The organism is uncultured Maribacter sp., assembly GCF_947496775.1.
Lineage (GTDB): Bacteria > Bacteroidota > Bacteroidia > Flavobacteriales > Flavobacteriaceae > Maribacter_B.
Map to the genome: position 1 here is coordinate 304,601 of NZ_CANMDU010000002.1, position 13,350 is coordinate 317,950.

12 protein-coding genes and 1 tRNA gene are annotated in these 13,350 nt (G+C 33.3%); 6 read left to right on the forward strand and 7 right to left on the reverse strand.

Features of this window, described 5'->3' with window-relative positions:
• Positions 1-1,305 carry a TRAP transporter large permease subunit gene (locus tag Q0856_RS05930; RefSeq protein WP_298503423.1) on the forward strand — a complete coding sequence of 435 codons (1,305 nt, stop codon included), beginning with the start codon at positions 1-3 and terminating at the stop codon, positions 1,303-1,305.
• A gap of 77 nt (positions 1,306-1,382) precedes the next feature.
• Here the strand turns inward: Q0856_RS05930 and Q0856_RS05935 are convergent.
• The 3 genes from Q0856_RS05935 to Q0856_RS05945 all read right to left on the reverse strand — a co-directional run bounded on the left by Q0856_RS05935 (position 1,383) and on the right by Q0856_RS05945 (position 2,498).
• Positions 1,383-1,467 (reverse strand) — tRNA-Ser (locus tag Q0856_RS05935).
• Positions 1,468-1,609: 142 nt separating this feature from the next.
• A complete protein-coding gene (locus tag Q0856_RS05940) occupies positions 1,610-1,813 on the reverse strand; it encodes a hypothetical protein (RefSeq protein ID WP_298476079.1) in 204 nt (67 codons plus the stop codon).
• 223 nt (positions 1,814-2,036) lie between these two features.
• Positions 2,037-2,498: an Lrp/AsnC family transcriptional regulator gene (locus Q0856_RS05945; protein ID WP_298503425.1), complete on the reverse strand. Its 462-nt coding sequence runs from the start codon at positions 2,496-2,498 to the stop codon at positions 2,037-2,039.
• Positions 2,499-2,662: 164 nt separating this feature from the next.
• Here Q0856_RS05945 and Q0856_RS05950 point away from each other — a divergent pair, with 164 nt between their 5' ends.
• The 5 genes from Q0856_RS05950 (at position 2,663) to Q0856_RS05970 (ending at position 7,631) form a co-directional block, all read left to right on the forward strand.
• On the forward strand, positions 2,663-3,622 hold the full coding sequence (locus tag Q0856_RS05950; RefSeq protein WP_298503427.1) for an NAD-dependent epimerase/dehydratase family protein: 960 nt from the start codon (positions 2,663-2,665) through the stop codon (positions 3,620-3,622).
• Between the two features lie 7 nt (positions 3,623-3,629).
• A complete protein-coding gene (gene kbl, locus Q0856_RS05955) occupies positions 3,630-4,820 on the forward strand; it encodes a glycine C-acetyltransferase (protein WP_298503429.1) in 1,191 nt (396 codons plus the stop codon).
• Between the two features lie 112 nt (positions 4,821-4,932).
• Positions 4,933-5,688 carry a sulfite exporter TauE/SafE family protein gene (locus tag Q0856_RS05960; RefSeq protein ID WP_298503432.1) on the forward strand — a complete coding sequence of 252 codons (756 nt, stop codon included), beginning with the start codon at positions 4,933-4,935 and terminating at the stop codon, positions 5,686-5,688.
• Positions 5,689-5,699: 11 nt separating this feature from the next.
• Positions 5,700-6,335 (forward strand): nitroreductase family protein, encoded by a 636-nt coding sequence (locus tag Q0856_RS05965; RefSeq protein WP_298476065.1) that lies wholly within the window; start codon positions 5,700-5,702, stop codon positions 6,333-6,335.
• A 99-nt stretch (positions 6,336-6,434) separates the two neighbouring features.
• Complete coding sequence (locus Q0856_RS05970; protein ID WP_298503434.1) at positions 6,435-7,631, forward strand: DegT/DnrJ/EryC1/StrS family aminotransferase; 1,197 nt, start codon at positions 6,435-6,437, stop codon at positions 7,629-7,631.
• A gap of 3 nt (positions 7,632-7,634) precedes the next feature.
• Here Q0856_RS05970 and ribB read toward each other — a convergent pair whose 3' ends face one another.
• From ribB to Q0856_RS05990, 4 genes are read right to left on the reverse strand one after another with little or no spacing between them, the layout of a single operon-like run.
• Positions 7,635-8,768 (reverse strand): 3,4-dihydroxy-2-butanone-4-phosphate synthase, encoded by a 1,134-nt coding sequence (gene ribB, locus Q0856_RS05975; RefSeq protein WP_298477207.1) that lies wholly within the window; start codon positions 8,766-8,768, stop codon positions 7,635-7,637.
• Between the two features lie 5 nt (positions 8,769-8,773).
• Complete coding sequence (locus Q0856_RS05980; RefSeq protein ID WP_298477205.1) at positions 8,774-10,267, reverse strand: LptF/LptG family permease; 1,494 nt, start codon at positions 10,265-10,267, stop codon at positions 8,774-8,776.
• A 25-nt stretch (positions 10,268-10,292) separates the two neighbouring features.
• A complete protein-coding gene (locus Q0856_RS05985) occupies positions 10,293-10,937 on the reverse strand; it encodes an outer membrane lipoprotein carrier protein LolA (RefSeq protein WP_298476059.1) in 645 nt (214 codons plus the stop codon).
• Positions 10,938-10,943: 6 nt separating this feature from the next.
• Positions 10,944-13,337: a DNA translocase FtsK gene (locus tag Q0856_RS05990; protein ID WP_298503436.1), complete on the reverse strand. Its 2,394-nt coding sequence runs from the start codon at positions 13,335-13,337 to the stop codon at positions 10,944-10,946.
• Positions 13,338-13,350: the final 13 nt, after the last annotated feature.

Below are 13,350 nucleotides of genomic sequence, written 5' to 3' on the forward strand. Positions count from 1 at the left end.
ATGAGTATAGAGATAATTAGTATTATTGTTTTATTTGTTAGTTTTTTCGTTTTTTTAATGTTAAAAGTACCTGTAGCATATAGTATTGGTATTTCTACAACCATAAGTTTATTGTTGAATATTGATAACCTGCCGGGCATTACCACTATAGCTCAACGAATGACTACGGGTATTGATAGTTTTGCTTTATTAGCAATACCATTTTTTGTATTGGCAGGTGAAATCATGAAACGTGGTGGTATTGCAAACAGACTCATAAATTTTGCAAAATCTATGGTTGCAAGTTTACCTGGGGGGTTGGCGTATGTAAATGTATTAGGGTCTATGTTATTTGGAGCAATATCTGGTTCCGCAATTGCAGCAACTTCGGCCATAGGAAGTATTATGACAGATAGGATGGAAGAGGAGGGGTATCCAAGAGAATTTAGTGCATCTGTGAATATTACATCCTCTACTACCGGATTATTAATTCCGCCAAGTAATATTTTAATAGTATATGCTTTAGCAAGTGGAGGTACAGCTTCGGTAGCGGCATTATTTATTGCAGGGTATTTCCCAGGAATTTTACTGGGTGTTGCAATTATGGCTTATATAGCCTTTGTTGCTATAACTCGTAAATTGGCTAAAGGAAGCCGTGTTCCATTATCTTTGATTTGGACCTATTTTAGAAAAGCTTTTTTTAGTTTACTTTTATTAGTAATAGTTGTTGGCGGTATTGTTGCAGGCATTTTTACGGCAACAGAAGCTTCGGCTATTGCTGTTCTGTATGCAGCAATTTTAGCTTTAATTTATGGAAACATAAGTGTTAAAGATTTTCCTTCAATTTTATTGACAAGTGCCAAAACTACAGCAGTGGTAATGTTTTTAATATGTACTTCTATGGCCATGTCTTGGTTGTTTTCTTTTGAAGGTATCCCAGAACTTATTAGCGGTTTTTTATTAGAGCAGTTTAGTAACAAAATTGTGATATTTTTAGTGATTAATTTGGTGTTATTAATTATAGGAACTTTTATGGATATGACACCAGCGGTATTGATATTTACACCTATCTTTTTACCTGTAGTGGTAGCTTTAGGAATGGATCCAGTTCATTTTGGAATTGTATTAGTGCTTAACTTATGTATTGGTCTTTGCACGCCGCCTGTGGGGACTATTCTCTTTGTAGGCAGTGGTATAGCAAATGTATCCGTTTCGCAGGTTATAAGACCTTTAATTCCGTTTTTAGTTATTATGGTCGCAGTATTACTTTTAATTACTTACATCCCTGCAATATCTATGTATCTTCCGGGTTTGTTTGAGTTATAAAGTATTTTTTAAACAATCAAAAGTTTATACAAAAGAGAAAGCTCAATTTCTAGATAGAAATTGAGCTTTTCTTTATGCGGAGAAAGAGGGATTCGAACCCCCGGAGGTGTGACCCTCAACAGTTTTCAAGACTGCCGCATTCGACCACTCTGCCATTTCTCCTGAGTGCCTCATCAGCTATTCGCTGAATGCGGCTGCAAATATATAAAGCTTTTTTATCTCTATGAAATGTTTTTTTGTTTTTTTGAGAAAGAAAATAAACTTGGTGTTATAATAGCCTAAATATAAGTGGTTTACTGTCTAATTAATCTATAAAAGTATTTACAGATGTAATTAAATTACATTCTTTTCTTAAATACTTTTGAAAATTAAAAGCGGTTTCATTATCCTCAAAGACCATGGCTTGGTCTATACTAGGGCTTAGCTCTAAATGACCCAATAGGTATTCTACAAAATACGTATTGTCATCCGTTAATAGTACATAATGTCCAGGTTCTTTGTCGGGCATAGAGCTGTATGTTATTCTTTTTTTTGTCTTTTAAAATAGTAAGTTACCTCGGGCTAAGCCCACAAAGAATTTATCAGAAACTAATTTTTTGTTTTAAGGCAAACCTCAGAACATTTAAATCTCGATTATCGAGTAAATAACGGCCTAATATACTGTTTTAATGTTCTTTTTAGAAGAATTAATGTCACTTTTTGGTGTAATTATATTTTTTAAGACCAAGTACTTAAAAAGAATACTCTGTGGTATTGGTAATTTCCTTTAAAATAAAATAGCTCTCTAGTACCCCAATATTATCAATCTTGGATAATTTCGTGCGTACAAATTCATGATAAGCGGGTAAACTTTTAATATTTATTTTAAGAAAAAAGTCCACTTTTCCGGCCATATGATAGCACTCTTGTACCTCTTTTAATCCTTTAATTTGTTTCTCAAACTTTTCAATAAACCCTTCATTATGGTAACGTTGAGAAACTAAACATATAGCGGTAACTGGTATTTCTAATTTGCTTTTCTCTAATAGGGCAACATATTTTTTGATAATTCCTTTTTTCTCCAATTTTCGTATACGCTCATAGATAGGAGAGGCTGTAAGGTTTAATTCTTCTGCGATTTCTTTAGTTGTTTTTTTGGCATCTTTCTGTAGAATTTGTAGAATTCTAAGGTCTGTTTCATCTATCTGTGGCATAACAGTTAATTTTCGTTTTTGCAAAGGAATAATTATGTTATATGCATAAAAATTACTTTAATTATGATTTTTTGTAGATAAAATTACTTATTTTATTTTAAATAGAAGTTTAATTTATGGTATAAAGTGATATATGTATAATTTTATACTTTCAATGAAAAGGTATGAAAGTAGATCGGGTATTGGTTACGGGGGCGGGTGGACAACTCGGTACAGTTTTGGTAAAGACCTTAAGGAAATTAAAAGGTGTCGAGAATGTATTGGCCACTGATTTGCATATAAAACCGGAAGATAAAGGATTGATATTTCCCCTAGATGCTACGAATGAAGAGGCTGTAGCAGAAATGGTACTTGGAAATAAAATAACTCAGATATATCATTTAGCAGCAATTTTATCGGCAAAAGGGGAAGAGGACCCTTTGCTAACATGGAATACCAATCTTAAATCTCTATTTGCGATTTTAGAGGTTGCTAGGAAATACAATTTGGATAAAATATTTTTTCCTAGTTCTATTGCTGTTTTCGGTGCTTCGGCCCCCAAAGAAAACACACCTCAAGATGCATATTTAGACCCAACAACGGTTTATGGTACTAGCAAGGCGGCAGGAGAGCAATGGGCTAACTACTATTTTAAAAAATATAAGGTAGATGTTCGTTCTCTACGCTATCCTGGAATTATAGGATATCAATCTCTACCAGGAGGAGGGACCACGGATTATGCTGTGGAAATTTATCATAAAGCCGTAAATAAGGAACCGTATATATGCTATTTAAAGGAAGATACAACTTTACCTATGATATATATGAACGATGCCGTTAGGGCTACGTTAGAACTAATGGAGGCCCCTGCCGAAAAGATAAAAACAAGAACATCTTACAACCTAAATGCTTTAAGTTTTACGCCTTCGCAAGTGGTAGAATCTATTAAAAAATGGTATCCAAATTTTAAAGTAACTTATAAAGAGGATTATAGAGAAGCTATAGCGCAAAGTTGGCCTTCTTCTATTTTAGATACGCAAGCGCAAGAAGATTGGCAATGGCAACCTCATTATTTATTAGATGATATTAGTAATGAGATGATTACAGAGTTAAAGAAAAAATACAATTTGCATTCGCAATTATAAATAAGGTATGTACGGTAAAACAAAAGAGCAGCTCCAAATAGAGTTACAAGAAATAGAAAATTCTGGATTATATAAAAAGGAGAGAATTATCACCACTAAACAGGGAACAGAAATACAAACAACATTAGGGAAAACTGTACTTAATTTTTGCGCTAATAACTACTTAGGGCTATCCTCACATCCCGATGTTATCGATGCAGGTATTGATGCCATGCGCTCTCATGGTTTTGGCCTTTCGTCGGTTCGTTTTATTTGCGGGACTCAAGATATTCATAAAGAATTAGAAAAAAAGACGGCAGAATTTCTTGGAACCGATGATTGTATTCTTTACGCAGCTGCTTTTGACGCCAATGGAGGTGTTTTTGAGCCTTTATTAACAGCAGATGATGCCGTTATTTCGGATGAGTTAAATCATGCTAGTATTATTGATGGTATACGTCTATGTAAAGCAGCTCGATATAGGTATAAAAATAATGATATGGTTTCCTTAGAAGAGCAATTGAAAGCAGCCTCCGGTGCTAGAAGAAAACTTATAGTTACCGATGGTGTTTTCTCTATGGACGGTATTATAGCAAAGCTAGATGAAATTTGCGACCTAGCAGATACATATGATGCCATGGTAATGGTAGATGAATGCCATGCTACAGGATTTATTGGGAAAACGGGTAGAGGAACTCATGAGTACAAAAATGTGATGGGTAGAGTAGATATTATTACAGGCACCTATGGCAAAGCACTTGGAGGAGCATCTGGCGGATTTACTGCCGCTAGAAAAGAAATAGTAGATATACTTAGACAAAAATCTAGACCATATTTATTTTCTAACACTTTAGCACCCGCTATTGCAGGTGTATCTATTAAAGTTTTAGAGAAATTAAAAAAAGATAACACACTGATTTATAGGTCTCAAGAAAACACAAAGAGGTTTAGAAATGCTATGACAAAAGAAGGGTTTGCAATAACCCCAGGGGTACATCCTATTGTTCCTATAATGCTTATGGACGCGAAATTGGCACAAGAATTTGCAGGTAAATTACTAAACGAGGGTATTTATGTTATTGCTTTCTTTTATCCTGTAGTTCCGAAAGGAAAAGCAAGAATCAGAGTGCAAATTTCAGCATCTCATACCGAAGAACAAATAGACAAGGCAGTAAATGCCTTTATTAAAATAGGTAGAGAGCTAGGTGTATTAGGCTAATTGTATATCCTAGCAACTAAGACCGCAACTCGTTCAATGTTGCGGTTTTTTTATGCTTTAAAAACTAATAAGGTATGCGTATAGATTAAAATTAACGACTTATTTTAGCAAGATGGAAGAATGGTATCATTACGCCTTATTGATTATCGTTGGATTTGCTGTAGGTTTTATAAATACTTTAGCTGGCGGTGGATCTTTACTTTCGTTGCCAGTACTTATTTTTTTGGGATTACCTTCTAATGTAGCGAATGGTACAAACCGAGTAGCAATAGTAATACAAACAGCTATAGCTACTGCTGGCTTTAAAAGTAAAGGTGTTTCTACTTTTCCGTTTAATGTATATTTAGGTGTTTCGGCTTTTTTAGGGTCTATAATAGGAGCAAATATAGCTGTTGATATAAAAGGGGATACTTTTAATAAAATTCTTTCTATGGTTATGATGGCCGTAGTACTTATCATAATATTTAAACCTAAGATTAAGATAGCGGACCTAGAAGAACGCCTTGCGGGGAAGTATTTGTGGGTGGGAATAATAGCTTTTTTCTTTTTTGGTATCTATGGCGGATTTATTAATGCAGGATTAGGTTTTATAATGATATTGTTTTTACATTACGTAAACCATATGAATTTAGTACGTGCAAACGTAACCAAAGTGGCAGTGGTATTTATTTATATGCTTTCGGCTTTGGCAGTTTTTGTATTAAATGATAAGGTAAACTGGAAAATAGGTTTAATTTTAGCCATTGGAAATGGTACTGGAGCATGGTTTGCAAGTAGAATCTCTGTAAATAAGGGAGATGGATTTATAAAAATGTTTTTAATAGTTATGGTCGTTATAATGTCTATTAAACTATGGTTTTTTAATTAATACAAGAAAAAGTGAGTAACACAATAAAAAGTTTAGAATGGCGCTATGCGGTTAAGAAATTTGATGCATCTAAAAGCATTGGAGAGGAAAATGTAGAGAAATTAAAGAAATCATTTAATTTAACAGCAACATCTTATGGTTTACAACCAATAAAACTAGTAGTTGTAGAGAATAAAGAAGTGCAAGAAAAGTTAGTATCACACTCTTTTAACCAAGCACAAGTTGGCCAGGCTTCCCATGTATTGGTCTTATGTGTAGAGAAAAGTGTAATTAAGGATAGTGTTAATGGGTATTTTGATAAAGTGAAGGCCGTTCGAGGAACTAGTGATGAAATTATAGAGCCTTATAGAAATATGATGCATACTTCATTTGATAATAAATCCGAAGAAGATATTTTTATATGGTCTAAGCATCAGGCATATATAGCTTTGGGTAATTTAATGACCGTATGTGCTATAGAGAAAATAGATTCTTGCCCTATGGAAGGATTTATTCCAGAAGGTTATAGCGAAGTATTAGGATTGGAAAAATTAAATTTGATACCAGTTTTAGTGCTACCCGTTGGAATTAGAGCAGAAGATGATATGTTTGCTTCCTTTAAAAAAGTACGTAAAGAAATTTCAGAAAGTGTTATCGATATAAAATAAAAAGTAAGTTTAAAAGCCAAAAAGCAATTTTTATAGAGATTTCTATTTGTGTTTATTTTTTGATTTTACCATCAACCATCAACCATCAACAAAAAAAATATGCCAGGATTTGAATTATTTGGAGAAGAAGAGAAAAAACAAGTAAATGATGTTTTAGAAACCGGTGTTTTAATGCGTTATGGTTTCGATGGAATGCGTAATGGGCAATGGAAAGCTAAAGAGTTCGAAAAAACATTGGCGACTCGTATGGAATCTAAGCATGTACAAATGGTTAGCAGTGGAACGGCGGCACTTACTGTAGCACTAGCCAGTGCTGGAATTGGTGCTGGTGATGAAGTAATTATGCCAACGTTTACTTTTGTAGCAAGTTTTGAATCTATTTTAGCTTTAGGTGCTGTTCCTATTCTTGTAGATGTAGATGATACTTTAACGTTAAATCCTGCTGCTGTAGAAAATGCAATAACACCAAGGACTAAAGTAGTAATGCCTGTGCATATGTGCGGTTCTATGGCAGATTTAAAGGCTTTAAAAGCTATTTGTGATACACATAATTTATTATTGTTAGAAGATGCTTGTCAAGCCATTGGAGGAACATTTGAGGGGAAACCTTTAGGTAGTTATGGTGATTTGGGGTGTTTCTCTTTCGATTTTGTAAAAACCATAACTAGTGGTGAAGGTGGTGCGATAATTACCAATAATGAAAAGTATTATACTAATGCGGACCATTACTCGGATCATGGTCATGATCATGTTGGTAATGATAGGGGAGCAGAATCTCATCCATTTTTAGGATATAACTACCGAATATCGGAGCTGCATGCAGCAGTAGGAATAGCGCAATTAAGGCGTTTAGATTCGTTTTTAGAGAGACAGAAAAAATATTATAATAGTATTCGAAAAGGATTAGCAGCGGTACCAGAAATAACCTTTAGAACAGTTCCAAATGGTGGTGTAGAAAATTATTCTTTTATAAGTTTCTTTATGCCATCGCAAGAATTGGCAGAAAAAGCGCATAAAGCATTGGGCGAAGCAGGAGTAGATGCTTGTTTTTATTGGTTTAATAATAACTGGCACTACTATAAAAAATGGGAGCATTTAACTCATAAAATTTCTTTAGGAAAACTATCAAAAGAGGTGCAAGAACAATTACCAGATTATAGCCAATCTGATTTCTCTTTATCGGATAAATGGGTAAGCAGAAATATATCTTGTCTTGTAAAGCTTTCCTGGACAGAAGAAGAGGTAGAGATGAGAGTACAAAAAATGGTAAAAGCTATAAAAAGTGTATTGAGTTAGGAATTAGTACTTTACGCGTTCTACAATTTCTAATCCGTAACCAATGATACCCACTCTTTTTGTGGCAACACTATTGGTTAATAAGCGTAATTTAGAAATATCTAAATTATGCAGAATTTGTGCACCTATTCCGAAATCTCTGGAATCCATTTCTATATGTGGGGTTTCATAAATACCTTTTTTCTGAAGCTCTTTTAAATCTACCAGTCGGGATAGTAAATTCATTGACTCCGTATCTTGGTTTATAAAAATAATGGCTCCTTTTTCTTCTTGGTTAATAGCATTAAACATAAGCTCTAACTTCTTGTTCGGGTTGTTGGTTAGAGTGCCTAAGATGTCATTATTAACCAGATTAGAATGTATTCTTGTTAATACTTGTTCGTCTTTGGACCAACTTCCTTTAGTTAAAGCAATATGAATATTGTTGTTTGTAGTTTGTTTAAAAGCACGTAATCTAAAATCTCCAAAACGAGTAGTAATATTAAAATCGTTAACTTTTTTAATTAGGCTATCGTGTTCCATGCGATAAGCGACTAGATCTTCTATAGTAACGATTTTTAAATCGAATTTTTTTGCAACCTTCATTAATTGCGGAAGTCTAGCCATAGAACCATCTTCATTCATTATTTCCACAATATATCCTGCCGGTTTTAATCCTGCTAATCTTGCAAAATCTATAGCCGCTTCTGTATGGCCAGTTCTTCTTAAAACGCCCCCTTCTTTGGCAACTAATGGAAAAATATGACCAGGCCTAGCTAAATCGTGCGGTTTTGTATCGTTTTTGGTTAACGCTAAAACAGTTTTTGCTCTATCAGAAGCAGATATTCCAGTAGTAACACCTTCGCCTCGTAGGTCAACAGAAACTGTAAAAGCGGTTTCCATAGGGTCGGTGTTATTGTTTACCATCATATGTAAACCAAGTTCATTACAACGGCCTTCAGTTAAAGGAGCGCAAATTAATCCTCGACCATGCAATGCCATGAAGTTAATGGTTTCTGGAGTTGCTAATTCTGCAGCAGCTAAAAAGTCTCCTTCGTTTTCCCGATTTTCATCATCAACGACAATTATTACCTTTCCTTTTCTAATATCTTCAATAGCCTCTTCTATTGTGTTCAATTGTATGGAGTTTTCTTTCATCATTATTAAGAAACCGAAGTTTTATTTTTTTTTGCAAATATTTTTTTGAAAAAATCAACAATAATTCCTCCAATATTTAGCATCCCTTTATCCGCTGTTGCTCTTCTGGTTAAAAAGATGCTCAAAGGTAACATTATAAGAGTAGATAACCATGCTCCTAAAATAGGATGAATATTACCTTCTTTAGAATAATTTCCTGCAAAAACACCTATAAAATAGTAGATTAAAAACAGTATAATAGCTATTACCATAGGTAATCCTAGACCTCCTTTTCTAATGATGGCACCCAAAGGAGCTCCCACAAAGAAAAGAATGATACAAGAGAATGCTAAGGCGTATTTTTTATGTAAGGAGAGAATATGGAGGTTGTATATTTTATAGCGCTTCTGCAATTCCTCTTTTTTTCCTCTTATAGTATTTAAAATATTTGTTGTATTGTTTTTGGCGGAGTTCAATACCTGCATATGCTGCCAATCTTCATATAAATTAAGTATTTCAAAATCTTCAGCATTAATATCTATAGGAGTTATATTAGATACAGAGTCTTTGGCTTTGTTTTTCTCTATAAATTTTATTTTTTCTCTATTTAGTTTGTTTTTTGTAGAATCTTTAGATTTTAATTTATTAAAGAGTCCTATTCTGTTGGTAATATTTTTAGAAAAAGCTTTTACAATTCTAAAATTGTCTTTTTTTAAGGAATCTATATCCTTATTTAGACGAGAAACATTTTTCATTTTATCGGTACTTACGTCTCTGTCTGCTTCTAAATCTTGATTGTTTTCTGGTACTTCCATATTAATGGTGTACGTGTCAAAACTGGCTTTAGCAAAAGGATGCTTTAGTTTTTTATCATTTTTCTTGGATTGTACATCTTCGTAATAATGCCCATCAGTAAGTACTAATTGTATTATTTCTGATTCTTCGCTACTGATTAATTCTCCTTTTTTTGCTTTTATTACGGTACTATTTAAATTTAGGCGAGTCTTTTTATGAATAATTACATTTTTTAAAAATTTATCATTCTCACCAGATTTTTCATCTACTTTAATGCTCATTCCTTCAAAATCACTAAAAACTCCTTCTCCAATAATGGCGGCAGGTTTTACTTGAGCAATGTTCTTTCTAAGGTTATATATTTTTCTTTGAGAAGCAGGAATAACAGTATTTGCAAAAAAGAAAGTTACTCCACCGAGAATGGTTACAAAAATGATTAAACTTAACATAGCTCTTTGTAGAGATATGCCCGAAGCTTTCATTGCGGCAAATTCATAATTTTCTGCAAATGTTCCAAAAGTTAAAATAGAAGATAGCAATACCGTTAGGGGTAAAACTTTTTCTGTAAGGTCTGGCATTAGGTAAAGTAGAAATTTTCCAATAATCACCACATCCAAGCCTTTGCCTGCAAAATCATCAATAAACAACCAAATCGTTTGAAATATGAATATGAACATCAATATTATAAACGAGCTGATAAAATTGGATACGAACCTTGATAATATATACCGGTCTAGAATTCTCAAATGTCTAATTTCTTATAATGTAGTAACCATCATTCTTGTACTTACTCTCATCAAAAGTAAATAAGGTTTTTGATAATGTTTGGTCTGTTTTAAAAGAATTAACAGTAATAGTTGTTTTAGTGCTATTTTTTCCTGTTTCAATTACTTTGTAAATATGTTTTGTTTCTACATCAATCCCTAATAATATAGAACTTATTTCTGTATTGGTTTCTATTGGAGTAACCTTAACAAATTGTATTTTTCGACCTTGTACATTTTGTAGAATATCCCATTCGTAAGTATGTCCCGTTTTATAAAAAGTAAGCATTTTAGAAGGTGTAACTGTGTTTTCATCTTCTGACTTGTTTTCTATGGTAACTTCTTCATTTTCTGGAACAATAGTATATACTTTACTGCCATCAAAAATTTGTTTTGCACCTAAATAGTTAAATAAGTATTGGTCTCCTTTAATAGTTACGTTTCCTTTGGTTTCTTGGTTAATACCAGCTTCTGTATTGTTTAATACTATTTTAAAATCTACATATATATTTTCGTAACTTTTTACTTTCGTGTAGACTTCATCTAAAAGTTTTTTTGCTTTTTGTGTATTTTGAGCCAATCCCGAATTAGCAATCAGCGCTATTAAACATATAATAAATACTCTCTTCATTTTCTTCTACTTTGATTCGTTATTAAATATTTCTTCCAAAGCAATCATATCTGGAACATATACCTGTCTAGCTTTGCTTCCTTCAAAAGGGCCTACAATTCCTGCAGCTTCTAATTGATCTATAATTCTTCCTGCTCTATTGTATCCTAGTTTTAATTTTCTTTGAATAAGAGAGGCAGAACCTTGTTGGGCAATTACTATAACTTCTGCTGCATCGCGGAACATAGAATCTCTTTCAGATATGTTATTATCAAGACTTGTGCCAGACTCTTCTCCACTATATTCTGGCAGTTCGTGCGCTTCAGGGTAAGCTCTTTGAGAGCCAATAAATTCTGTTATTTTTTCCACTTCAGGAGTATCTACAAAAGCACATTGTATACGCGTTACATCGTTTCCTTGGGTGTAAAGCATATCTCCGCGACCTATTAACTGGTCCGCACCAGCGGCATCTAATATAGTCCTAGAGTCTATTTTAGAAGTTACTCTAAACGCTATTCTGGCAGGGAAATTGGCTTTTATGATACCTGTAATTACGTTTACGGAAGGCCTTTGTGTTGCTATTATTAAATGAATACCAATAGCTCTTGCTAATTGTGCTAGTCTGGCTATTGGGGTTTCAACTTCTTTGCCAGCAGTCATAATTAAATCTGCAAATTCATCAATAACCAAAACAATATATGGCAAGAATTTATGTCCGTCTTCGGGATTTAATTTTCTAGATTTAAATTTATGATTGTATTCTTTGAGATTACGAACCATAGCTTTTTTAAGAAGTTCGTAACGGTCGTCCATTTCAATACAAAGAGAATTTAAGGTATTAATAACCTTGCCGTTGTCTGTAAGTATTGCTTCTTCCGTATCTGGTAATTTTGCTAAGAAATGGCGTTCTATTTTGTTAAAAAGAGTAAGTTCTACTTTTTTAGGGTCTACTAATACAAACTTTACCTCGGCAGGATGTTTTTTGTATAAAAGTGATGTAAGTACGGCGTTTAAACCAACCGATTTACCTTGTCCAGTAGCACCCGCCATTAATAAGTGTGGCATTTTTGCTAAATCAACTACAAAGGTCTCGTTGCTAATAGTTTTTCCAAATGCAATTGGCAATTCCATTTCCGCATCTTGGAATTTTTTTGATGCAATTACGGAACGCATGGAAACTATGGTAGAATTTTTATTTGGGACCTCTATACCAATAGTTCCTTTACCTGGGATAGGAGCAATAATACGTATTCCTAAAGCAGCAAGGGATAAAGCAATGTCATCTTCTAAGTTTTTAATTTTAGAAATCCGAACACCAGCTTCGGGAACAATTTCATATAAAGTTACTGTAGGGCCAATAGTAGCTTTTATTTGAGCAATACCAATCTTATAGTTTTTTAAGGTCTCTACAATTTTATTTTTGTTTTCTTCTAACTCCTCTTGGTTTATGGTAATACTTCCAGTAGATCCATGTTGGTCTAATAAATCTATAATTGGGAATTTATAACTTCCTAATTCTAAAGTTGGATCAAACTCTCCAAAATCTGCAACTAATTTTTCAGCTTTATTAGTAGGTTCTTCCTTTTCTTCAACGACAGTTTCTACTTCCATAGCTACATCATCAACTACCGGTCTATTTTTAATTTCAGGTTCTTCAACAGGAAGACTAACCTCTAAATCATTTACGATAGGGATATCCTTTTTCAAAGGAGGAATTTCTTCTTTATGTGTATAAGTATTTATAACTATAGGGGTTTCCTCTTCTTTTTCTAATTTGCTTCTAGTAGTAGATTCTTTCGTGGTATCACTTTTAAAATCAGCTGATAGCGATTCCTTTTTGTCTTTAAAATAAGAGGTTAATACGTCCGGGGAAAATTTAAATAAGCGAACTAGAATAAAAATGAAACCAAAAATTAATAGTAACAAGACCCCAATTTTACCAGTGTAATCTTGGAGAAAGTCATTCATTTCATATCCTACTAAGCCTCCCAGTAGAGGTTGTTTAAAAGCAAAAAATCCAAGAGCAATAGAAATCCAAATAATAAAAATTCCACCCCATATCCATTTCTTTAACATGTTTTTCTTATCCAAGCCAAAGAAAAGATATAATCCCGTTATGCATAATAAAAAAGGAAAAATGAAGGAAGAAACGCCAAATCCTTGATAGATAAAGAAATGACTTACACTTGCCCCAAATTTATTAAGGAGATTACTGGCTTGTTCATTCCTGTTTGTAAATTCGGAAAGCAAACTTTGATCATCTTGCCAGGTAAAAAAGAAAGAGACAAAAGAAAAGAATAATGCAATACTAAAAAGTATACATATACTTCCTAATAAAACTTTATTCTGTTTAGATAATTTAAAACTAAGCTCTTTTTTAGGAGTGCTTGGTTTTGTTTTTTTTGCCTTTTTTTTTGCCATGAAATCGGATGTT

Coding starts and splice junctions, on each gene's coding strand:
- ribB (WP_298477207.1), bottom strand. CDS start 8,768: ATGAAAGAAAACTCCATACAATTGAACACAATAGAAGAGGCTATTGAA.
- Q0856_RS05990 (WP_298503436.1), bottom strand. CDS start 13,337: ATGGCAAAAAAAAAGGCAAAAAAAACAAAACCAAGCACTCCTAAAAAA.
- Q0856_RS05930 (WP_298503423.1), top strand. CDS start 1: ATGAGTATAGAGATAATTAGTATTATTGTTTTATTTGTTAGTTTTTTC.
- Q0856_RS05985 (WP_298476059.1), bottom strand. CDS start 10,937: ATGAAGAGAGTATTTATTATATGTTTAATAGCGCTGATTGCTAATTCG.
- Q0856_RS05970 (WP_298503434.1), top strand. CDS start 6,435: ATGCCAGGATTTGAATTATTTGGAGAAGAAGAGAAAAAACAAGTAAAT.
- Q0856_RS05945 (WP_298503425.1), bottom strand. CDS start 2,498: ATGCCACAGATAGATGAAACAGACCTTAGAATTCTACAAATTCTACAG.
- Q0856_RS05950 (WP_298503427.1), top strand. CDS start 2,663: ATGAAAGTAGATCGGGTATTGGTTACGGGGGCGGGTGGACAACTCGGT.
- kbl (WP_298503429.1), top strand. CDS start 3,630: ATGTACGGTAAAACAAAAGAGCAGCTCCAAATAGAGTTACAAGAAATA.
- Q0856_RS05960 (WP_298503432.1), top strand. CDS start 4,933: ATGGAAGAATGGTATCATTACGCCTTATTGATTATCGTTGGATTTGCT.
- Q0856_RS05940 (WP_298476079.1), bottom strand. CDS start 1,813: ATGCCCGACAAAGAACCTGGACATTATGTACTATTAACGGATGACAAT.